Consider the following 23,068-nt stretch of genomic DNA (forward strand, 5'->3'; position numbering starts at 1 on the left):
TTTTATTCTAAACCAATTTTCTTAAAAATCTGATCTACGTTTTTTAAATGGTACGTATAATCAAAACAATCATCTAATTGTTCTTTCGATAAAGTTGCGGTTATCTTATCTTCTTGTTCAATTAATTGACGGAATGGTGTGGCAGTTTCCCACGCCTTCATCGCGTTTGGTTGTACTATGTCATATGCTTCTTCACGACTCATCCCTTGATCAATTAGCGAAAGCAATACACGTTGAGAGAAAATAACCCCATATGTTCTATCAATATTTCGCTTCATGTTTTCAGGAAATACGGTCAAGTTTTTCACAATATTACTGAAACGATTTAACATATAATTCAAAGCAATCGTTGCATCTGGCAAAATGACACGTTCCGCTGATGAATGGGAAATATCTCGTTCATGCCATAGTGAAACGTTCTCGTATGCTGTCATCATGTAGCCTCTGATCACACGAGCCATACCTGTCATGTTCTCAGAACCGATTGGATTTCGTTTATGTGGCATCGCAGAAGATCCTTTTTGACCTTTCGCAAAAAACTCCTCCACTTCACGTGTTTCCGTTTTTTGTAGTCCTCTAATTTCTGTAGCAAACTTTTCAATAGAAGTAGCGATTAGCGCTAGGGCGGACATGTATTGTGCATGACGATCACGTTGTAATGTTTGTGTTGATACAGGCGCTGCCGCTAACCCTAATTTGTCACAAACAAAGCTTTCAACAAATGGATCGATATTGGCGTATGTTCCAACTGCACCAGATAACTTCCCTGTTTCAATCACCTTTGCTGCTGCATTAAATCGCTCTAAGTTTCGCTTCATTTCTTCATACCATAGTGCCATTTTCAATCCAAAAGTTGTTGGTTCAGCATGCACACCATGCGTTCTCCCCATCATAACCGTATGTTTATGCTCGATTGCTTTGTCTTTTAAAATAGCAATAAAACGTTCTACATCTTTGCGAATGATGTCATTTGCCTGCTTCAATAAATAAGATAAAGCTGTATCCACTACATCTGTAGAAGTAAGGCCATAATGAACCCATTTCTTTTCTTCTCCTAAGCTCTCTGATACGGCGCGGGTAAATGCAACAACATCATGTCGCGTTTCTTGTTCAATTTCCAAAATACGATCAATATCAAAAGATGCGTGTTCACGAATCTTCTTCACATCTTCTTTTGGAATAAATCCTAGTTCACTCCAAGCTTCGCAAGCCAAAATTTCCACCTCTAGCCAAGCTTGATATTTATTCTCTTCTGTCCAAATAGCGCCCATTTCTTCTCTTGTATAACGTTCAATCATAAGCTGCCTCCTAAATCTTTATCTGTTTTTTATTTACCAATGTCTCATATAATACATCAAGATCGTTCCCTATATAAGTAACATGCCCCATTTTTCTCTTTGGTTTAATCGCTGCTTTACCGTACATATGAATATGAGCTGGGTAATCATCAATTTGTTTAAAATAAGGAGCAACATCCTCGCCTAACAAGTTGATCATGATTGATGCACCATGAAAATATACAGGAATCGGCTTCAAACCGCAAATCGCGCGAATGTGCTGTTCAAATTGCGATACATTGCATGCTTCTATTGTATAATGCCCTGAATTATGCGGACGAGGTGCTAACTCATTGACATACACTTGATTATCCTTCACAAACATTTCAATTGTAAACGTTCCAACCACTTTAATCGTTTCTGCTATTGCTTTCGCAGCATCTTTAGCTTTATTAGCTAAATCAGGAGTGATTCTTGCAGGTGCGATCGTCATATATAAAATATGATCCCGATGTACATTTTCAGCGACAGGAAAATAGCTTATCTCCCCATTTGCAAAACGTGTAAACACAATAGAAATCTCTTTGTCAAATGGAATCCAACGTTCAACGATTAGTCGATTGTGTTGATGCAGTAGCTCTATTGCTTCTGGAAGATCTTTCTCTGTCTCTAGCTTGACTTGACCTTTTCCATCATATCCCCCACGACACGTTTTAACCACACATGGATAACCAATTTCTTTTACTGCTTTGTCTAGATCAGTTACTGTATGAATAATTGCGTATGGCGCAACAGGTTGATCGCTTTTCACCATCGCAGCTTTTTCTTTTTCTCTATCCTGTGTGATCGCTAACGACTCTGCTCCTTGTGGCAATAAGCCTTTCTCTTCTATGTACTGCGCACGATCTAAGTCAACATTTTCAAATTCATATGTGATTACATGACATTTATTTACTAATTGATCAATCGCCTGCTTATCATCATATGCTGCAACAATTTGTTCGTCTGCCACTTGAGCTGTCGGGCAATCTGAAGTAGGATCTAACACGACAATTCGATAACCCATATGCTTAGCAGCTGTTGCCATCATTCGTCCTAATTGTCCGCCACCAATAATTCCAATCGTTGATCCATGAAGATATTTATTTATCTGCAAGCTCTTCCCTCATTTCCGCTACCTTTTGCTTCAAGAGTTCTTGATATCTTTCTAAGCGTGTTGCTACCGTTGCATCGAACGCTCCAATTATTTGTGCAGCTAATATTGCAGCATTTTTTGCTCCTGCATGGCCAATAGCTACGGTTGCAACAGGGACACCGGCTGGCATTTGTACAATTGATAAAAGAGAGTCCATGCCATCTAGCGCTTTAGATTGTACCGGAACACCAATGACAGGAAGTGTTGTTTTCGCTGCAACCATTCCAGGTAAATGTGCAGCTCCTCCAGCTCCAGCAATAATGACTTTTAATCCTTTATCACGTGCTGTACTTGCATAATCAAACATGTCTTCTGGTGTTCGATGTGCTGAGATGATTTGTTTTTCGTAATCTATGTTTAATTGGTCTAACGTATCGCATGTATGTTGCATAGTTTCCCAGTCAGAAATACTTCCCATAATCACGCCAACCCTCGCCATATTCATCCACCTTTCATACTTAAGGTAATTTTTAAAAAAACAAAAACCTATCCACCTCTCTATGGAGAGAAGATGAATAGGTTGATCACATAAAAAGCTACAGCAGCATTCATTATCACTATGTATGTTATTGTTAAGAAAATAAACTATCTACCGATCCAATTTCAACGGTAAAATAGAGTTCTTTCCTTAAAAAAACTACTAATGTGAATGCAACATGCATCATCTTCCCTCATAGTCCGTCATTTACGGTGACAGGTAGAAACAGTCAGGCCTTATCCCTGAAATTATATGAGGTACTTACATTTAATTGTTATTCTACAAAATCTATGTTTAGCATAACAAGGAATGCAACAGACGTCAATATAAAATCGAACGTTTTTTTATAAATGTAGGTTATTGTTCGTTTTTAGCTAAAACTGTATCAAATACAATTTCACTTGCTACAGGCTCAACTCCTGATTGACATTCCTTAAATATCGGTTTCTCTGTACGCCTTACCGGTTGATAACCAGCTTCTTTTATTCGATCTAAGCATGCTTCAATCGTTTCATTTTCTTGAACAATAAATCGTAGCTTATTCGGTTGTTTGTTTTGCTTCTTCTTGCTTTTTGACACTTTTTGAAATGCGCCCCCTTTTTACTTGTTTCACCCAGAAACCACCATGAATTTGTTTAGGTTCATACGCTATAATAAATGCTTTCGGATCAATTGTTTTAATCGTCTCATAGAGATTCAACTCGTATTTTCTAGGTGTTAAAATTTGCATAGAAAGACGATCACCATCCATTCCATATGCATACCAACTTGTCACTCCATAGCCTTTCTCTCTTAACTGTTTTGTAAACGAAATATCTGGATCAGATGAAATAACATTTACAGTAATGTACCCTAAAGCAAGCTTATCTTCAATTTTGGATCCAACGATTACACCTATCCCGAAACCTAGTGCATAGGCAATTAAATTTTCAATTCGATCAAGATTGTCTAATACTAACCCTAACCCTACAACATAAATCGTTATTTCAGCCATTCCAATAACTGCGGCGATATACCGTCTTCCCTTTAATGTCAATATCATACGAATAGTTAAAAATGATACGTAGCAAATATTAATTACTAAAATTATTGCCACCATCACAATAGCATTATCTAACAAAACGCATCCTCCCTTACTAACTGTTTTCACTTATATTTAAAGATACCACACAATATATTCATCTAACCCTTGATTATTGTCAATCAAAATATTTTGATTATATGAACCATTTCTTAGGAAGGATCATATAGTGTAATACCCATCTTAGATGATTTTACTTTACATGAAAAAGAAAACACAAGTACGTTTTAAAAAAAGTGAGGAAAATGTGATGAATCCTTTTGAACAAATGCAAGGCTGGAAGCAAAATATGGATCATTTTTTCGGAGAGAACTTTTGGAATGGTTTTGATGATGTATTAAAGCCACCACTTCCACAGGTCAATATGTATCAGGGGGAAAAGGAAATAGTTTGTTATGTGAACTTGCCAGGTATTCAACAAATAAGAGATATTGATGTGCATGTTACGCAATCAACGTTAGTAATTAATGGTGATATTAAACTTGAACATCACCACGGTCAAGTTATCAAAGAAGAAATTATTCACGGAGCATTCGACCGTACAATAGAATTACCCTTTGCTGTACGTAAAGATAAAATAGATGCAACATATCGTCATGGGTTACTTGTGCTACGATTACATCGACAATTTCAGCAAAATGAAGATCGCAGACATATTACGATTACACAGTTAGAGGAAGAATGACAAGCACGCGAATATGTGCGGCAGAGCTGTCGAGAGATTTTTGACAAAAAAAGTGTTGATGTGCATGATAACACATCAACACTTTTTCTATTAGCTTAAGAATGTTAAATAAAGAATAAACACAACAAACAAGAACCACATAATCGGGTTAACTTCTTTCATTTTTCCTTTTGCCACCATTGTAACTGGATAGAATACAAATCCGATCGCAATACCAGTTGCAATACTATAAGCAAGTGGCATCATAATTAATGTAAGGAATGCAGGAACAGCAATCTCAAATTGATCCCATTCAATTTCTTTCAATGAGCTCACCATCATCACACCAACAATAATCAATGCTGGAGCCGTAACTGCTGATGTTACAACATTTAATAATGGAGAAAAGAACAATGCTAACAAGAACATCATCGCTGTCACAACAGCTGTAAAACCTGAACGTCCCCCGGCACTAACACCAGTAGTAGATTCTACATACGAAGTAGTTGTAGATGTACCTAACGCCGCACCAACTACTGTCGCAGCTGAGTCTGCAAATAATGCTTTTCCTGCTTTAGGTAGCTTATTATCTTTCATTAATCCAGCTTTAGTCGCAACCGCAACAAGCGTTCCAGCTGTATCAAAAAAGTCTACAAATAGGAATGTCAATATTACACCAATCATTTGTACTGTAAATACATCACCTATATTTGTAAAAGCTTGCCCGAATGTCGGCGCTAAACTTGGTGGTGCATCAAAAATCATTGTCGGAGTATCAATCAAACCTACGATGATACCTGCGATAGAAGTAATAATCATACCATAGAACACGCCACCCTTAATGTTAAGCGTGATGAGAACAACCGTTACAAACACACCGAATATAGCAAGTAATGTATTTCCATTTGTTAGATCACCTAACCCAACAATCGTCGCTGGATTCGAAATGATAATACCAGCATTCTGAAAACCTACAAATGCAATAAACAAACCAATCCCCGCTCCAACAGCCATCTTCAAGCTAGCAGGAATCGCATTAATAATTTTTTCGCGAATACCAGAAATCGTTAATAGGATAAAAATAAGACCAGAAACAAGTACAGCGCTTAGTGCAGTTTCCCAAGGCACGCCATTTCCAAGCACTACCGTGTAAGCAAAGAACGCATTCAATCCCATACCAGGCGCAAGTGCAATTGGATATTTAGCTAAGAGCCCCATAATCAACGTACCAACAGCCGCCGCTACCGCTGTCGCAGTAAACACAGCACCTGCATCCATACCAGTACCTTCCGCTGCTAATGTTGCTGGGTTTACGAATAAAATATAAGCCATAGATAAGAACGTTGTGACCCCAGCAATCGTTTCGGTACGGAAATCAGTACCTAGCTTGTCAAACTCAAAAAACTTCTTCATTTTTTCTTCCTCCTCTTTCGTCTTGCCTTGCATAACTCTTGATGAAGCTAACAAAACAACAAAAAACACCCTTACCTTTGTTGGAAAGAGTGTTCTATAACTAGTCAGAAGTTCAGAATGTACCCATTTGTTATCAATAACAAATAGATTTTACAAGAGAATAATAGATAGTATTCCCCTATGATTAGTAAACATTCTTCTTCGTAGCCAGACCATTTACGGTGGTCGAGTAGAAACTCTAGAGCCTTATCCTCAAGATTATACGACGAATTTTCTTATGAAATTTTAATATATTTAATATCTTACAAGGGAAAAAGGAACTAGTCAAGCTAAAAACGAATGTTTTAAATTTTTAAACAATTATCGTTCGGATATGGGAATTGTTTCCGGTGGTTTTATAAAATATCACACCAAAGTTTCAGCATTATATTTCTTAAAAAAATGTATTAGTTAGTAATTTTACATATTATTTTATAGAGCAATTTTAAACTTTTCACCCACCTATATAAATATTGGTTGATTTTCATTAATTTAACGATGATATTTTCAAACTTTTTGCCTTCGCCGCTAGAGGCTCAGATTTCAATCCACGCACCCATATAGGATGCGATGATTTACTACATGAAGCGGGTGTGCAATACAAAATATTTCAATCCACGCACCCATATAGGATGCGATAGCAAATGAGTGGAGAGGGTTTAAGTTTTGGAGTATTTCAATCCACGCACCCATATAGGATGCGATCGAACGGAAGATTACGGAGTTGCGGACACAACGATTTCAATCCACGCACCCATATAGGATGCGATGACGTATTCGCTGCGTCCCCTCCGGTTGTTCTCATTTCAATCCACGCACCCATATAGGATGCGATCTTGTATAAAAGGTAAGTTTGTAGCGATTGAAGTATTTCAATCCACGCACCCATATAGGATGCGATTAGCAACATCTTGTACGTTCCTGATTGCTTCTTAACATTTCAATCCACGCACCCATATAGGATGCGATCATCGTAGTATGCTTGATCTTCGACTTCCTCGTCCATTTCAATCCACGCACCCATATAGGATGCGATGCCACCACCAGTAAATAAGAAGGTATCTATTTGAATTTCAATCCACGCACCCATATAGGATGCGATAAGCCTTCATCATTAGGATGAAGTCCATCTACTGTATTTCAATCCACGCACCCATATAGGATGCGATCTATTGGATTTGTAATCACATCAATGATTGAATCATTTCAATCCACGCACCCATATAGGATGCGATCCAAAACAAGAAGATAAGGTAACCTCTCTTAGAAAAATTTCAATCCACGCACCCATATAGGATGCGATTTAAGTTGCTGGCTGATAGATCAAAAGAGGTAATTTCAATCCACGCACCCATATAGGATGCGATATTTAGATGACACAAACATATTAACAGCATTAGCATTTCAATCCACGCACCCATATAGGATGCGATAAATATTTTTAGGAGTGATGGAATGACGGAGCAAATTTCAATCCACGCACCCATATAGGATGCGATAAGATTACACGCAGGCTACATGACGAAGGAACGATTTCAATCCACGCACCCATATAGGATGCGATTGATCCCAACCCTTTAATGTCAGCGCAAATGCTACAAATTTCAATCCACGCACCCATATAGGATGCGATTTCGATAAAAATAAAATCAATCACGAAAGACAAATTTCAATCCACGCACCCATATAGGATGCGATAGCAGATAATGTATGTTCGAGATCAAGACGATAATTTCAATCCACGCACCCATATAGGATGCGATGCCAAAATCTTTTTGGTTGTGGCTGTTTTTATCATTTCAATCCACGCACCCATATAGGATGCGATTAGACAGTACATTACATTAGTACCTGGTTGGAATATTTCAATCCACGCACCCATATAGGATGCGATTCACGATAGCTTCACTTGACCATTCAGAGCCTAATTTCAATCCACGCACCCATATAGGATGCGATCAAGTTTTCCTCGAATGATTCCGGAGCCTTATCATTTCAATCCACGCACCCATATAGGATGCGATTGAATATAGCTGGGTTATTGCTAGAAACGATGAAATTTCAATCCACGCACCCATATAGGATGCGATAATTACTTACCTCGATAGGTAGAGGGGAAATGACGATTTCAATCCACGCACCCATATAGGATGCGATCATTGGACGATACAAGACAATCCGATCATTACAATTTCAATCCACGCACCCATATAGGATGCGATCAAAACAAAACAAATTTAGTCGATGCTACTAATATTTCAATCCACGCACCCATATAGGATGCGATTTTCAATCGCTTCTTTTGATTTATCTAAACTGTAATTTCAATCCACGCACCCATATAGGATGCGATTACGTCAAAAGGCAAATCACAAAAGTATGTAATCATTTCAATCCACGCACCCATATAGGATGCGATTTCCATTCTCGTTATATAAGCCGATATTGATAGCAATTTCAATCCACGCACCCATATAGGATGCGATCAAGGTCCTCAACATTACCTGCAACCGTTGAAATATTTCAATCCACGCACCCATATAGGATGCGATATCGCTGTCCACAACGTTCCGAAACTCGTTTTTTATTTCAATCCACGCACCCATATAGGATGCGATTTGTTTGATGGAAGAGAAGAAGTTTCAAATCAAATTTCAATCCACGCACCCATATAGGATGCGATATTAATGTTTAAACAAAATAAAAATAATTATAATATTTCAATCCACGCACCCATATAGGATGCGATAATGTTCTTATAAAACCAACAACAACAGAGCCTAATTTCAATCCACGCACCCATATAGGATGCGATATAGTAAATGATTGTGCAAAAACATTTGATACGGATTTCAATCCACGCACCCATATAGGATGCGATTGTAAATCAAGCCATCTTTGTTTTTATATAATTATTTCAATCCACGCACCCATATAGGATGCGATTCCAACGCAATTCATAGTTATTACTATCTTGTTGATTTCAATCCACGCACCCATATAGGATGCGATTCTTTAATCGGTTAGCCTCGTCTACCTTTTCCTTATTTCAATCCACGCACCCATATAGGATGCGATAGCCAATTTCAGCTAATTTTAAGAATGTACGTTCTCAAAATTCATGGTTTCAAGTGTTTTTAAAGATCTTTTTAAGGAAACTACCAATATTTGTAGTTCATAATAAAATAAAAGGTGGTTTTTTAGTGCTAACCATCCTGAAATATCGTGTACGCTTCATGTTAGCACTATTAGAACAATAATGGTTCTTCTAAATCTATTGATTTTTTCACACCCATGTGCTCAACTTTTGTTTTGTAGTTATTTCCTAACTTGTAAAACCTAAGACTGTCTTTCGAGGTATCTATGAGCTTTTCTAATTCAATTTTCAGAGACAGGTATTGCGCTGCATCTACATTACACTCAAAAACTGAGTTTTGAACACGTTGTCCATAATTTTGACAGACTTTAGAAACTTTTCTGAGTCTTTTATTACCACCTATACTTGAAGTGCTTACATCATATGTGATGAGTACTAACAAAATCAATCACCTACTTCCATAAGAATGGCGGATATTCATCTAAATCTCCTCTTAAATAACGAGCTAGCAATAAAGACTGTGCATAAGGCACAAGTCCCCAAGATATTTTCTCACCTAAAAAAGGATGGGTTATCGTCTCTTGCTTTTTCATTTGCCATGATTTTAAAAACTTTTTTCTAGCTTCTTCTGTCATGATAACAGCGCCATTTTCTTTCTTTAAAAAGCTATCCTCTGTGACCTCTTTTCGATTTATTAAAGACAAAACAAATTTATCCGCCAACACTCCTCTTAATTCTTCCATTATATCAAGAGCCAAAGAAGCTCTTCCTGGTCTATCTTGGTGCATAAATCCAACGTATGCATCAAGTCCAACTGTTTCTAAAGCAGCACTCGTATCATTAGCAAGTAAAGTATATGCAAAAGACAGCATTGCATTGACATTATCAAGGGGAGGTCTTCTTGTTCTTAAACGAAAGCTAAATACATCCTTTTGTTGTAAAATCATAGAATCAAACACTTTGTTGTAAACTATTGCGGCTTGTCCCTCCCAGCCTCTTAAACTTTCAAGGTCTTCACACTGCTTGATTTCATCTAATATTAAAGATAGTTGTTTTGATGTAGTCTTGAACTTATCCACATCAATTCTTAAAGGATAGTTTCTTGTCATTCTTTCAATCATCCATTTATTGTTATAAACTTTTCCAACAATAAAGTTGCGGGAGATTCGAACAGAATTAACCTCGTCCTCAGACAATTGATATTGTTTTTTTCTCAATAATACATTTCCTTTACTTTTTCCAATCACACGTGCTAGAAACCTGCCGTTTTTCGTTAAAAAAGCAATAGAAATATTTCGTTCCGCACAATACCCCATTAAAGCTGGACTTGCTCCTGTATAGCCAAAGGTAACTATACCTTCTAAGTTATGCAAAGGAAGTCTTCCAAGCTTTTCTTTTTCTTTTACTAACACAATATTGTCTCCATCCAATGACAAGTAAACATCTGATTGAGTTACAAATAAGGTGTTTAATAGCTTCCTCACTCTTCTAACTTCCTTTCGATATAGCTTTTCACACTTCGTTTAGACATTAAGTTAGGTAAGCAAATGTGTTGTAAAGAACAACTCTTACAGTGCTGACCAGTCTTTACTTTTGGGGTATACCTTTTGTCATAATAATGATGCATTTCTTGAGACATTTTTATTACTGTATTTCTTAAATCATTAGTTATCGGGATTTCTACTCGACGTTTAATCTCATTATAGAAAAAATAACCTTTATCTACGCTACAAAGTAACATTTCTTCTAGACAAATTGCTTGCGCTACTAGCTGAAGTACGTCTTCGTCACCTTTCTTTGGCTTGCCACGTTTATATTCAACTGGATAAGCTCTATACAATCCATCTATACCATTTAGCTTTACCCCATCTGCATCTTGAACGAATTCGACCACGTCACATATTCCATTTAATCTCAATTTATGTGATTGAACAGGCATGGCTCTAACTATTAATTTTTGACCTCGTTTTTCACGTATAAAAGGCTGATCTGCCTTCTCGTGTAAATGCTTCCCTTCAATTGTTTTAACATTTTCTTCCCACTGTTGTTCAATATGAATTAAAGCCCATTGACGACGGCAAAACTGAAAATGCTGTAACCCAGATAACATTAGATAGTTATCTTCTTTATTGTCCATCAAGCGTATCCACTTTTAATCCCTCTAAATTCGTTAATTCAATTGTATAATCATCCATAGATTTTGGTGTTTCTGTATTAGATTCCACTTTTAGAGAACGATGAACCTTAGCAGATGAGTGCTGCCCTAATTTGGAATTATGTTCCCACCAATAAACTTTATGGACTTCCATGCTTCCATCTGGTCTTGCAGAAGAACTATTATTTTCAAAAAGAGTAAGTAGTGTTTCTTTCAACTTTTCTGCATCCTCATGTGTAAAGCCTGTTTTCTCAGCAAGTTGAGTGTTTATACTACCCTTAAATACATAAACCCCAAAGTCTACTCGGTGCTTCATCCCCATTGTATCAGAGCTTCTTGTTTCACTCGTTACCGAGTTTACACTTTTTGTAATTTGAATACTTGTAATATCTATCGGATCAACACTAGTTGCTGTTTGGATAGATACAGGTCCTCTTACCCCCACAGATAAATTGGATCCTTTGAAAGCAAACACTTGCCCGAAGCTCCGTACATCGATCCATTCTTTACAAGCAATAGATGCAAATACATCTTCAGAAGCTTTTTTATCTTTAAGCATTTTTGCTAATTCTTCCTTTGAATCCGCTCTTTCCTTCAAACTCTTATACTCATCTGATTTTCGGTCATCAGACTGAACAAAAACGGATTCACCCATATCTTGAAATCTATTTCTGATCTTACGTTTAATCGCAACATCTGAGATTTCACCATGTCCATCATAATTTTGACGTGGGCGATTCCCATTTAAGGGATCTCCATTCGGATTAGCTTTTGTAACAGACAACACAACAGCAAAATCAATTTTGCGGTCTAAAATACTCATTATACAGTCTCCTCACTCTCGTTTTTATTTTCTTTCTTTTTATAAAGTTCCCGTCTTTGGCTATAGAAGCCTAATAGGTATTTTTCTGATAAAGGTTTATTATTAAACTCATCTAAATTAAACTGGTCGGCTACTTCATCAATCAATCGAGTTAAATCTGTCACTTTCACGCCTAACTTAGCTTGGTAAGGCTGTAAACTTTCTTGTAAGGTCTTCCATGTTCTACTTGGATTCTTTGAAAATGAATTCATATAACGGACAGCATTGGTTGCTCTTTTTTCTTCTTTAGGAAGTGCCCTTCTTTCCAAAACATCTGCAATTGCTAGAAGTCTACCAAATAGGTAACTACGATCTTTTGTCTCATGATCTAACGCCACATTCCATACCTCCTTTTTATCAATCAAATCTTTTCTAATTAATGCACAAGTTATAGTTAAGTTTTTTTCCCAATCCCAACCTTCTACAGCAACCGGGTTTGAAGATCGATGAAAAGCACTCTTTATGATATCCCTGGGTATTTTTTTACCGTCAACAATACAAGGTAGCATTCTCTCCATTAAACCTTTGACTATTTTGTCATTCGCCCTTGGTCCATACGTAGCATAAGCAATATCCCTTGTTGCAGGAGCACCATAGAAACTAATAGGTTCTCCATCTTTTTTTCGGTAATGGTGAGACCAAGCACATTCTTCATGCCATCTTTCTAATCTTTTTAAATAGAGTTTTTTATCCATGTTACGATAATAAAGAATGCCCAATCGTCCTACTGTGGCAGAATCTAAAATGAGAAAATTAACTTCAGATTGATAGGTAAGATCGGAGCCAAATCCAGCAATTGCTTTCTTTACTTTTTCCGCAAATGGTTTATCTGTGTCTGCTGGTCTGTCTAGACTTTCATTTGATCCTAACATCAAATCCCACGCATCTTCATTAGGGTCTGGTACTTGATTATTATCATTACCCCAAACAAGAAAGACGCGGTTATCAATTGTTTTACCTTGGCGTTGAATTAACCATTTCAAAGCATTATGTGCTTTTTGAGAAACATCATAGCTAATGCTAGCAGCTTGTCTACTCGTATCAAATCTTCCTCTGAACGTAAAGCCTGTACTATCATTGGCTGATATTAACTTTGCCTTGTCTGCAGCATGACGTATCTTATTGGCGTGTCTTGCGGTTGAGGGTGATAAATTTCCTGTTACATAATCAATATCTTCTTCACTGATTTTTTCATTATAAAAAGCGATAAAAGAGTTATATACTTGCTTATCTTTCCAAACAACTTGAGATGATGTAGGAGAGTAAACGTTGAATCGAACAAATACACTGAATTGATCTGTTGCTCCACTTGAGAATATTTTCGGCTTCTCTGCAAAAAGCTCTTCATATTTCTTGTTCCACTTTTCTATTAATAATCCGTCTTTATCTAAAACAAGTAATTCATGTTTTACTAAGTCTTCAATTAATGTTCCTTTGCTCAAATATTTATAAATACTTTTCACTTTATCTACTGCGAAATTAGATTCTGCCCATTCTCGAAGGTTGGTTATGTAAGCATCAAAGGGCAAGTCGTTTTCATTCTTCACTACACCTCCATAGTCTACGAAGTCACCAGCGACATAGCTTAATTTGTCATGAAGTGGATATGGAGCTATCTTTGCCCCAGATCTACTTGCAGAATCATTTGTACAAGGGATAATCGTATTTTCCTTCTCCAGAATATGCGCGGATAAAAAATCTCCTTCTTCATCAACAGTTAATTCAACATGAGCATTCTGGGTAGTGTGAGAGATAGGTAATAAAGTATACTCTTTGTCATTAGGCTTCTTTATTGTTTTCCCAATTTGGCTTTCATTTGCTTGATATGTCTCATACAATTGCAATAACCAGCTCAACTTATTCACCTCCTATACGATTAAATAATGATTCTACAGATTCTACATTTTCTGCATTAAATTTCTTTGGTTCCATGTCTTTAATAGGACGAATAATCGAGCATTCGGTAGGTTTAGGGAATTGGATATACCCTTTTTTCATCACTGGATGCCATAGTCTAACTTCTAAACTATCTCTTCCTGTTTCGTCAGGATAATTAAATCCATGTACCATTGTTCCTAAATGGTGATCTTGTTGCACATCATCATAATAGCCAACGCCACTACCAAATTCACAAGGCTCAATATACCCCTGGCACTCTCTAGTTCCAAGAAAAATATCTCTGCGTCCACCCGCTTTTAAAGATCTTTGTAAAATATTAAAGTGTTTCCCTTCGTTGCGATCAAAAGCCATATCAGGTCGATTCGTGTTAAATTCGAAATGAGCTTTCACTTGATAATGAACATCCTTTAGGTAAGTATAGTTTGCTAATGTATTGCCACCAGTGTATTCGATAGGACGTACACCTTTTGATTCCATTTGAATTGGCTTCATGACTCGAAGTTCATCTATTACAAAAATAATAGTCGGTTTCCAATAAATAGACTCTGTAATTCCCTTTAAGGATTGGTAAGTAGGAATGCTATAAGTTAGCTTCTCACCACCAATTTTAGTAAGTGGATCTGTAAACAGCGCATAATCGCCAAAAAGTTCAAATTGAATTTCATTTTTGTGTCTCATCGCTAACTGTCACCTCCTTATGATTATTAATTTAACCCTGCCCACTAGATAAAAATATTTACTTAGCAGGCAAGAATCATGTTACCAACTTAGCTGTAAAGTTTATTTATGTTTTTCATAAATATAGAAGTAAATTTTCTTTTATCGATATACTTAACATTTAATTTAACTTTCAACATATTGCATCTCACCTCCTGAATTTTGTATGGTTATTATTAAACACAAAATTTTTTTTATTCCTTTATATAAAAATTCATTTATATTTATTATTGAATGTAAATAAATAATTGTTTATTTTTCATTATTTAGTCGTATACTAATCTAATCGCTTAAAAAAGCGCGGATTGAAAAAATAATAAATATAAATGGAGCCTATCTTACTTATTAAAAGGTGGGCTTTATAAAATTAGATCACTCATAATCCCTTCACCTGTCAAATCTAGACCGTATTCATCGCTATACCAGTTTTCTCTCAATTCATAAAAAGCTCCTTCTAAATGCATGATCAGTGCATTATCTCTTTTTAACTCCGCTAGTACATTTGGATAAACATTAACCGTAAATTGCTGTACTTTTTTAAATAATCGAGATAAGTCTTCAGATCTATCAGCGCTGTTTAAACTTGCAATAATTTCTTTTCCTTCTCCATATGGTACAAGGATGGAAGTTGTCGATTGATCAATTGCCTGAAAATACTCTGCAGCTGTTTTGTAACTGCCGGCAAGAAGTAATGGTAAATTCCTATTAGTACTGTTTTTATAACTTTTTACATACTCACTATGTTTGCGTTCTGTCATCAATAAAACTGTCATGTCAGTATCAATTTTTGAAATGTAGTAATTCAAATCACTGCTCATTTTTTGATAGAAATGAAGAAAGTATTCTCTCATAGCAATTTCAGACAATAAATCACTGTTATACATATAGGGTTTCTTTTTGTAAAAAGCTAATATGTTTTTGGTGATCTTTTTTCCTTCGTCAATCTCCTTTAACTTAGATAAATTCTCTTCCGCATGATCAATAACATAGACTTCTTGTTGATCCGCTTCACCATGACGGTTACATCTACCAGCAGCTTGAGCAATTGAATCTAATCCTGCCAACGATCGTATCACTCGCTTAAAGCTTACATCTACTCCTGCTTCAATTAGTTGCGTAGTTACACAAACAAAAGGGACGTCCTCGTTCAATTTTTGTCTAATTTCGTTCAATTGGTCTTTACGGTGGGATGCACACATCGATGTACTCAAATGGTAAACAGTAAGTCCCTCTTCTTTTAAATCTTTATATAGACGCCTCACTACTGCCTTTGTATTCAAAATGACTAATGTACTGCCGGTGCTTTCTGAATCTTCTTTTAACCATTTAACTAGGTGATCATTTGTTGTAGGTTGAGCTGTTTTATCAATTATTTCAACACGCTTAAAAGCTTGTGAAACAGTTTTTAAATTGTCAATAATCTCTCCATCTCTATCTTTCAAAAGATTGTGTGCTACATTCTCTAAAGTTGGTTGCGTTGCAGTACAGAGCAGAATACTACTCGACATCTTATTTTTCAAGAAGTTCAAGGATTCGTTAAAAAGAGAAATGCACTTAGTTGGAATTTTTTGAACTTCATCAAAAATAAGTATAGAATTACTTAAATTATGCAATCGACGCGTGTTACGATTGCCCTTAGCATAAAATACATTCAAATATTGAACCATTGTTGTAAAAATGATCGGACTATCCCAGTTATCACGAGCAAGCTTCAGTTTTTGTTTTTTATCAATAAGAACGTCTTCTTGCTCGTCATCACCTGTATCTTCAATTACATTAGAATGGTGCTCCAAGATATTCTCATCATCTTCTAGTATTTTCCTTACTTCTTCGGCATTCTGCTCAATAATCGTTGTAAATGGAACAATATAAATAATTCGCTGTTTGTTATGCACCTGTGCATGTTCTAACGCATATCTCAAACTTGCTAGTGTCTTCCCACCGCCTGTCGGTATAGATAGGGTGAAGATACCAGATGGCCTGTTTGCAAAACGCTCTGCTTTTATAGACATTTCTTCACGTAACAAGTTAATCGATGTGTAAGCGTTATCTTTATTTTTGAATGAATTTAGTTTATTTAGTAATTTCTCGTAGTAGTTTTGAAATAGTAAATTAGGTTTTAAATCTTGATTAAAATCTTTTTTTTCTTCAAATAATCTAGTATCCGTTCTATCTGCATCTACTAGACAACTAAAAATAAATTTAGTTAAAAAAAAGCTCTGTGTTGGAGTATTGTCGGTAAATGTCTCTAGCTCTATTACCGCTTTATTAATATATTTTTCAAAGTCCGCTTTAGACATAACTTTCTCGAAAAAACGTTCAACAGCTTGGGGAAATTCAGGTAGTTCTTTATCAAATACCCTGTTTAGGAATCCGGATTTAATCTGAGGTGATATGTAGTCGTGTAGATTACTATGGTGAGAAATAATTGCATTTCCTACTATTTCAGCAAGTAACATTTCGTTTGGAGTGTTATTCTTTATATTATGATACATAGAAAATAGTAATTTACCTCCATAGGATGCATGGTCCACATCACCACGCTTCTTACTTGCATTCTCCGGGGTAAATACTGCCTCATAAATATATTGTTGAAATTCGTCACTATACTTACCTAAGTCATGAAGTAAGCCAGCTAAACCAGCTACATGCTTTAGTTGGATTTTAGCACCATATATTTCTGCTAATTGTTTAGCACCAAGCAAGTGAGCCTTTACAGATTGAATTTTTCGGTCTTCTTCTCTGACATGAGCAATGTAATCCATTTAACACGCTCCCATTATAGAAAATTGTTGAAAAATCAAATAAAATATAAGTATATTGTATCTAATATACTTATATTTGTAAATCTTATATAACATTTTACCTAAATATTTGTTATTTTATATTAAAATTCGAGATTCTGCTTTTACAATTAATTTATTAAAATCTGATACTTCGATACCTAGAAACAAAAAATCCTCCCCACTATTCCTTGGAGAGAATTTTAAATTCATCCACACATCTCAACCAACCCGCACTTTAATCACCGCTTTTTTCACGGGAACTGCCTCCTGCACATTTAGTGATGTCATATGCACATCTTGAGGATAGAAGATCGCAAACATGTCTTGATCTAATGTTATAAAATCACCTTCACCCGAAAATAGCCAATAATCGTCTTTTTCGTCATAGGCCTGACTCACTTTTAGTTTATCTATATTTGCAAAACCGATTTTCTCGCATCCTTCTATCATATAGTGTATATCAATATATTTTTTATGCGCTTCCCATACACCATCAGCCAGGTCTTTTGTATGGTAGTTTTGCATCATCAGAAAGACCTCATCGCCATCAATATCATGTCTGCCTATCTCTAATTTACTAAGATCATTTTGGTCAATATAATCAAACGCTAACTTCATTTTACCATTTAATGCCTCATATTCTTTATGGTTACGATAGCTATCAATAATCATTAACAAACCAGTCATTTCAACATAATTTCTATACGAAGAAACACCACTACTACTGTGATGTTTATTTCGTCAATATAATTTATTGGCTATGTTTTTCGTTATTTCCATTCTCACTTTTTCTGAATTCTTATAATTATTAATGGTCACTCCTGTACAGATCAAATCAATTAAAAATAACTGTGTCACTTTAGAAACGAGCGAACCACTATCTAATGGATTTTCTTTTGCTGAAGTGAGTAAAACGTAATCAGCATATCGTGTTAATGGTGATTTGACATAGTTCGTTAACGCAATGACTGTGGCACCGCGCTCCTTAGCAATTGCAACAGTATCCACAATGTCCTTTGTTCCTCCGGTTAAACTAATCGCAATGACCACTGTGTTTTCATTCATAGATGAAGCACGCATCGCCATGAAATGTGGATCAATTGTTACATGGACATGCTTACCTATTCGCATTAATCGTGTTTGCATATCCAATGCCGCAATACCAGAAGAGCCCACACCAAAGACAACTACATCATCAGATGAATTAATGGCGTCGACAGACTTCTGTAATGTTTCCTCATCAATAATTTCATAGGAATCTTCAACAGCTCGAACGACATTATTTTTGATTTTTTCCATGTACGTATTCTCATGGTCATGTGTTGTAAGAACAGAAACCTCTTGAGCCAGTAAAAATTTAAAATCTTGAAAGCCTTTGAAGCCTAACTTTCTAAAAAAACGTAAAACAGTAGCTTCAGCAACTTCACTAGCTTCCGACAACTCCGTTAAGGAATGATAAAGTACATCATGATTGTTATCTTTAATATAGTTATAAATTTTCTGTTCAGATTTCGTGAAATTTTGTTTGTGTTGTTCCATTAATAAAGTTGGTTTCATTCCGTTGTGTGGGTTTAACATAATCACACATCCTTTAAAATGTTTAATTACATTTTACTATAAAAATGTTTAATTGCACCCAGTAAATTAGCTTTATTTTCATATTTAGCCATTTTTATTGATAAATTACTTTTATGATTTGGCATGAGCTTGTTGAACAACGAGTCATGAATATACTCTAATAGAAAGTCACCTTGGGCAGATATACCACCACCAATAACAATCATTTCTGGATTAAATGTATGTACAATCGATTGCAACCCAGTAGTTAAATGGTCTACCCATCTTTCTAAAACTTGTCTACTAGCCTGATCACCACTTCTTACATTTTCAAAAAACAGCTTCAAGTTTATCTTCTGATTAAAAGTCTCTTCAACCATCTCTTGTAACGCCAAGCTAGAAGCATATTTTTCGTAACAGCCATTATTTCCACACGTACAAGCTTTTCCATTTGGATATAAATTAATATGGCCAACTTCACCAGCTGAATAGTTCGAACCGGTAAACAACTCACCATTTACAAAAATCGCTCCACCAATACCTGTTCCAATCGTTACACAAATAAAGTTTTTCACACCTTGTGCAGCACCCATCCAATGCTCACCAAGTGCTGTACAGTTCACATCATTCTCTACTTCGACTGGCAAACCAGTTACAGAATGAATTAATTTAGAAACTTCCATTCCAGTATAACCAGGTATGTTGTCTGTTGCATAAACAACTACACCATTCTCATTATCAATTTGTCCAGCAGAGCTGATTGTAATTCCTTCAATTTCCCACGTTTTCTTTAACTCCATACTCGTTTGAATTATTTTATCAATAACAGCTTTTCCACCTTGAAAAGCTTCTGTAGGAAATGAATCTTCGAGTAAAAAATTAGCTTTTTCATCAGAAACAGCATATTTGATTGATGTTCCTCCAATATCAAAAACAGCTATTCGCATCATTATTGTGCTCCTTTGCTAAAAGTTGAAAGAGAGAAAAACCTTATGGCCTTTCTCTCCTTCGTATTATGGACTAAAAAGATTCGGCAAGAATAGTACCAGATCTGGAAATATAGTGATAATAAGTAATGTTATAACTAACGGAATCCAAAAAGGTATTACACCTCTCGTTATGGTGTGTATTGGAATGTTACCCACTTTCGAAACAACAAACAGTGCCATTCCCATTGGTGGAGTTAATATTCCAATCATTAAGTTAAGTATAACAATAATCCCGAAGTGAACAGGGTCAACACCTGCAGCAACTACAACTGGTACTAGAATTGGTATTAGCAAAATAAGTAATGCTAACGACTCGATAAATGTTCCTAACAAGATCAATAATAAGTTGATCAATAGTAGTAAAATAACAGGATCACTTGTTAGAGCTAAGAAAAAGTCTGCAATTGTGATTGCTATTCTTTCATGAGCAATCATTTGCCCAAAGAATTCAACCGCCATAATCATTAGTACAGCGACTCCTGTTAATTTCAATGAATCTACTACATTATCAAAGAATTTTTTCAATGTTAGTTCACGATATACAAAGAAACCTAGAATCATAGCATACACAGTTGCAATAACTGCCGCTTCCGTTGGTGTGAATTTCCCTGAGAAAATACCACCAATAATAATGACCGGAGTTAATAATGCTAAAAACGCTTTTCTAAAATGATAGACACGTTGTTTAAATGTGGCTTTTTCTTCTTTAGGAAAACCACGTTTTTTAGCAAAAGTATAAGCAACAATCATTAAACTAACCGCCATAATCAGTCCTGGGATTGCACCTGCTAGAAATAATTTAGCAATCGATTGATCGGATACAACACCATAGATGATTAAAGGAATACTAGGAGGAATGATCGGTCCGATAATTGCAGACGCTGCAGTTAATCCACCTGCATAGTCATCATCATATTTCCCATCACGCATCGATTTGATTTCCAACTGTCCTAATCCACCGGCATCCGCTAATGCTGAACCGGACATTCCAGAGAATAGTACACTAGCCATAATGTTTACATGGCCCAATCCTCCAGTGAAATGACCTACTAAAGATCTAGCAAAAGTAAATATTCGTTCGGTAATACCGGATGAATTCATCAACGTTCCAGTTAGAATAAAGAATGGAACAGCAAGCAATGAAAAAACATCAATACTATCAACTAATTTTGCCGCTGTGAAAAAAACTAAGTTCCAATCATTGGTGATGAAATAAACAAATGTTGAAACCAATAGCGTAAAACCTACCGGCATCCCTAATAGTAAAAGCACAATCCATAATAGTAAGATTAAGAATACATCCATTTATTTCACCACCTTTTTTTGTCTAATTTCTTTGATGTTTCTTTCAATTAATCGATAAAGCATTAGAATAGACAATACAGGCGATGCCATATATAGATACACATAAGAGATTCTCAGAGAAACAATTTCAACTGGCAACTTACGCATAGACATCTCATAGCCTACATAAATAATTAGTAAAAGCACAGCAGCAATCATTACTTGGAAAATATAATACATTACTGTACGCACTTTTTCCGGGAATTTATCATAGAAGTACTCTATTCTTACATGCCCATCATGTTTAATTTCAGAAGCTACCGCAAGATAGGCTACATAAACAAATATGAATCTAGCTAGTTGTTCTGACCAAGTGATCGGACTATCTAACACTTGTCTTGAGAAAATCTGTGCAACTAAAACAACTAGCATAACAATGAATAATGACCCACCGACGATCTCTTCAAAATTCCTAAAAAACTTTTTCATAGTTCTCACCTAAATTTTTGTGATTTTATTTTGCGTCTGCTATTTGTTGTAAAAATGCCTCGCCATCGCCCTCAATATCCTTTAGATATTTAGGGTAAGCTTCTGATACAGCTTCTCTAAATGGTGCTAAATCAGGCTCAGTAACCGTAACGCCTTCTTCTTCAAATTTAGATATTAGACTAGCTTCTTCTTCATTAAATAATTTTGTATGTTCTTCCGCTGCTTTATCCAATCCGTCTTGCAAGATAGTTTGTAAATCTTCAGGTAATGACTCCCAAGTATCTTTACTTACTACATAGTTCGCATCGTTAACAACATGATTGGTTAGAGCTAAGTAATCTTGTACTTCATAGAACTTCTGAGCATCAATTGTTGATAACGGGTTTTCTTGCCCATCAACAGAACCAGTTTGTAATGCTAAGTAAACTTCAGTAAATGCCATTGGTGTTGGAGATGCACCAGTAAATTCTGCATAATCTAGTAATGTATCTGCTTCTGGAACACGTAATTTTAACCCTTCCATATCACTTAGTTCTTCAATTGCACGATTAGAAGTTGTTTGTCTTGTACCATTGTATGCTGTTGCAGCTATTTTCCAATTATGTTCATTGTATAATTCCTCATGTAAGTCTTTTCCGAAATCAGTTTCGTAAATAGCACGTTTCAAGTGATCAAAATCATCAACGATATAAGGCAAGCCTAACAATGATGCACGTGGTACCCAGATACCAAAACGTCCAGACTCAGCAAGTGTGATATCTAATGTGTTCTCTCTTACTTGCTCAAGCATTGCACGGTCATCACCTAATTGTGAATCAGCATAAATATCTAAAGTAAGTTGTCCGTCACTCTCTGTTTCAATATAATCAGCCAATACTTCTGCAGCTTTATATTCATTTTGAGCAGTACCTGCAACCATACCAAACTTTAATTTGTAGCTTTCTGCTTCCTCTCCACCATCATCCGTTGAAGATGCAGTATCATCATTCGAACAAGCTACTAAACCAATAAGTAAAGCTACTAAAGCCCCTAAAAACATTAATTTCTTTTTCATAAGAAAGACCCTCTCCTTTTATAAATTAAAAT

At 35.9% G+C, this 23,068-nt stretch carries 20 protein-coding genes, 1 CRISPR repeat array and 2 riboswitches; of the genes, 1 reads left to right on the forward strand and 19 read right to left on the reverse strand.

What is annotated here, in order from left to right; genetic code table 11:
• Window positions 1-2: 2 nt before the first annotated feature.
• The 5 genes from purB to HP569_RS09910 form a co-directional block, all read right to left on the reverse strand.
• Window positions 3-1,298 carry an adenylosuccinate lyase gene (gene purB, locus HP569_RS09890; RefSeq protein ID WP_182201011.1) on the reverse strand — a complete coding sequence of 432 codons (1,296 nt, stop codon included), beginning with the start codon at window positions 1,296-1,298 and terminating at the stop codon, window positions 3-5.
• Window positions 1,299-1,308: 10 nt separating this feature from the next.
• Window positions 1,309-2,433, reverse strand: coding sequence for a 5-(carboxyamino)imidazole ribonucleotide synthase (purK, locus tag HP569_RS09895; RefSeq protein ID WP_182201012.1), 1,125 nt, complete (start codon window positions 2,431-2,433; stop codon window positions 1,309-1,311).
• Window positions 2,420-2,911 (reverse strand): 5-(carboxyamino)imidazole ribonucleotide mutase, encoded by a 492-nt coding sequence (purE, locus tag HP569_RS09900; protein ID WP_182201013.1) that lies wholly within the window; start codon window positions 2,909-2,911, stop codon window positions 2,420-2,422. The genes purK and purE overlap by 14 nt, the downstream gene beginning before the upstream one ends.
• Before the next feature lie 215 nt (window positions 2,912-3,126).
• Window positions 3,127-3,226: riboswitch (purine riboswitch) on the reverse strand.
• 81 nt (window positions 3,227-3,307) lie between these two features.
• Window positions 3,308-3,529 (reverse strand): NETI motif-containing protein, encoded by a 222-nt coding sequence (locus HP569_RS09905; RefSeq protein WP_182201014.1) that lies wholly within the window; start codon window positions 3,527-3,529, stop codon window positions 3,308-3,310.
• Window positions 3,489-4,070 (reverse strand): DUF2179 domain-containing protein, encoded by a 582-nt coding sequence (locus HP569_RS09910; RefSeq protein WP_182201015.1) that lies wholly within the window; start codon window positions 4,068-4,070, stop codon window positions 3,489-3,491. Before HP569_RS09910 ends, HP569_RS09905 begins: the two co-directional genes overlap by 41 nt.
• Window positions 4,071-4,233: 163 nt before the next feature.
• Between HP569_RS09910 and HP569_RS09915 the strand changes: the two genes are divergently transcribed.
• Window positions 4,234-4,716 carry an Hsp20/alpha crystallin family protein gene (locus HP569_RS09915; RefSeq protein WP_246367081.1) on the forward strand — a complete coding sequence of 161 codons (483 nt, stop codon included), beginning with the start codon at window positions 4,234-4,236 and terminating at the stop codon, window positions 4,714-4,716.
• A gap of 90 nt (window positions 4,717-4,806) precedes the next feature.
• Here HP569_RS09915 and HP569_RS09920 read toward each other — a convergent pair whose 3' ends face one another.
• The 14 genes from HP569_RS09920 to HP569_RS09980 all read right to left on the reverse strand — a co-directional run bounded on the left by HP569_RS09920 (window position 4,807) and on the right by HP569_RS09980 (window position 23,036).
• Entirely contained in the window at window positions 4,807-6,108 is a 1,302-nt protein-coding gene (locus tag HP569_RS09920; RefSeq protein WP_182201016.1) for an NCS2 family permease, read from the reverse strand.
• Between the two features lie 184 nt (window positions 6,109-6,292).
• Window positions 6,293-6,394: riboswitch (purine riboswitch) on the reverse strand.
• Window positions 6,395-6,687: 293 nt separating this feature from the next.
• Window positions 6,688-9,225: a CRISPR direct-repeat array (repeat unit 32 nt; unit sequence ATTTCAATCCACGCACCCATATAGGATGCGAT).
• A 170-nt stretch (window positions 9,226-9,395) separates the two neighbouring features.
• The gene (gene cas2, locus HP569_RS09925) at window positions 9,396-9,686 is read right to left on the reverse strand and encodes a CRISPR-associated endonuclease Cas2 (protein ID WP_182201017.1); all 291 of its coding nucleotides are present in this window, start codon (window positions 9,684-9,686) and stop codon (window positions 9,396-9,398) included.
• A gap of 10 nt (window positions 9,687-9,696) precedes the next feature.
• Window positions 9,697-10,728 carry a type I-C CRISPR-associated endonuclease Cas1c gene (cas1c, locus tag HP569_RS09930; RefSeq protein WP_182201018.1) on the reverse strand — a complete coding sequence of 344 codons (1,032 nt, stop codon included), beginning with the start codon at window positions 10,726-10,728 and terminating at the stop codon, window positions 9,697-9,699.
• The gene (cas4, locus tag HP569_RS09935; protein WP_182201019.1) at window positions 10,725-11,381 is read right to left on the reverse strand and encodes a CRISPR-associated protein Cas4; all 657 of its coding nucleotides are present in this window, start codon (window positions 11,379-11,381) and stop codon (window positions 10,725-10,727) included. Before cas4 ends, cas1c begins: the two co-directional genes overlap by 4 nt.
• Window positions 11,371-12,222: a type I-C CRISPR-associated protein Cas7/Csd2 gene (gene cas7c / locus HP569_RS09940; RefSeq protein ID WP_182201020.1), complete on the reverse strand. Its 852-nt coding sequence runs from the start codon at window positions 12,220-12,222 to the stop codon at window positions 11,371-11,373. Before cas7c ends, cas4 begins: the two co-directional genes overlap by 11 nt.
• Window positions 12,222-14,117 carry a type I-C CRISPR-associated protein Cas8c/Csd1 gene (cas8c, locus tag HP569_RS09945; RefSeq protein WP_182201021.1) on the reverse strand — a complete coding sequence of 632 codons (1,896 nt, stop codon included), beginning with the start codon at window positions 14,115-14,117 and terminating at the stop codon, window positions 12,222-12,224. Before cas8c ends, cas7c begins: the two co-directional genes overlap by 1 nt.
• A gap of 1 nt (window position 14,118) precedes the next feature.
• Entirely contained in the window at window positions 14,119-14,838 is a 720-nt protein-coding gene (gene cas5c, locus HP569_RS09950; protein WP_182201022.1) for a type I-C CRISPR-associated protein Cas5c, read from the reverse strand.
• A gap of 398 nt (window positions 14,839-15,236) precedes the next feature.
• Entirely contained in the window at window positions 15,237-17,642 is a 2,406-nt protein-coding gene (gene cas3, locus HP569_RS09955; protein ID WP_182201023.1) for a CRISPR-associated helicase Cas3', read from the reverse strand.
• Between the two features lie 240 nt (window positions 17,643-17,882).
• Window positions 17,883-18,350 carry a NanQ anomerase/TabA/YiaL family protein gene (locus tag HP569_RS09960; RefSeq protein ID WP_182201024.1) on the reverse strand — a complete coding sequence of 156 codons (468 nt, stop codon included), beginning with the start codon at window positions 18,348-18,350 and terminating at the stop codon, window positions 17,883-17,885.
• Window positions 18,351-18,404: 54 nt separating this feature from the next.
• Window positions 18,405-19,241 carry a MurR/RpiR family transcriptional regulator gene (locus tag HP569_RS09965; protein WP_182201025.1) on the reverse strand — a complete coding sequence of 279 codons (837 nt, stop codon included), beginning with the start codon at window positions 19,239-19,241 and terminating at the stop codon, window positions 18,405-18,407.
• 26 nt (window positions 19,242-19,267) lie between these two features.
• Window positions 19,268-20,170 (reverse strand): ROK family protein, encoded by a 903-nt coding sequence (locus HP569_RS09970; protein ID WP_246367085.1) that lies wholly within the window; start codon window positions 20,168-20,170, stop codon window positions 19,268-19,270.
• Between the two features lie 63 nt (window positions 20,171-20,233).
• Window positions 20,234-21,514, reverse strand: coding sequence for a TRAP transporter large permease (locus HP569_RS09975; RefSeq protein ID WP_246367088.1), 1,281 nt, complete (start codon window positions 21,512-21,514; stop codon window positions 20,234-20,236).
• Complete coding sequence (locus tag HP569_RS14480) at window positions 21,515-21,982, reverse strand: TRAP transporter small permease (RefSeq protein WP_246367090.1); 468 nt, start codon at window positions 21,980-21,982, stop codon at window positions 21,515-21,517.
• Window positions 21,983-22,007: 25 nt separating this feature from the next.
• Window positions 22,008-23,036, reverse strand: coding sequence for a sialic acid TRAP transporter substrate-binding protein SiaP (locus HP569_RS09980; RefSeq protein WP_182201026.1), 1,029 nt, complete (start codon window positions 23,034-23,036; stop codon window positions 22,008-22,010).
• Window positions 23,037-23,068 lie beyond the last annotated feature (32 nt).

It is taken from the genome of Paraliobacillus salinarum (assembly GCF_014083865.1).
Lineage (GTDB): Bacteria > Bacillota > Bacilli > Bacillales > Amphibacillaceae > Paraliobacillus > Paraliobacillus salinarum.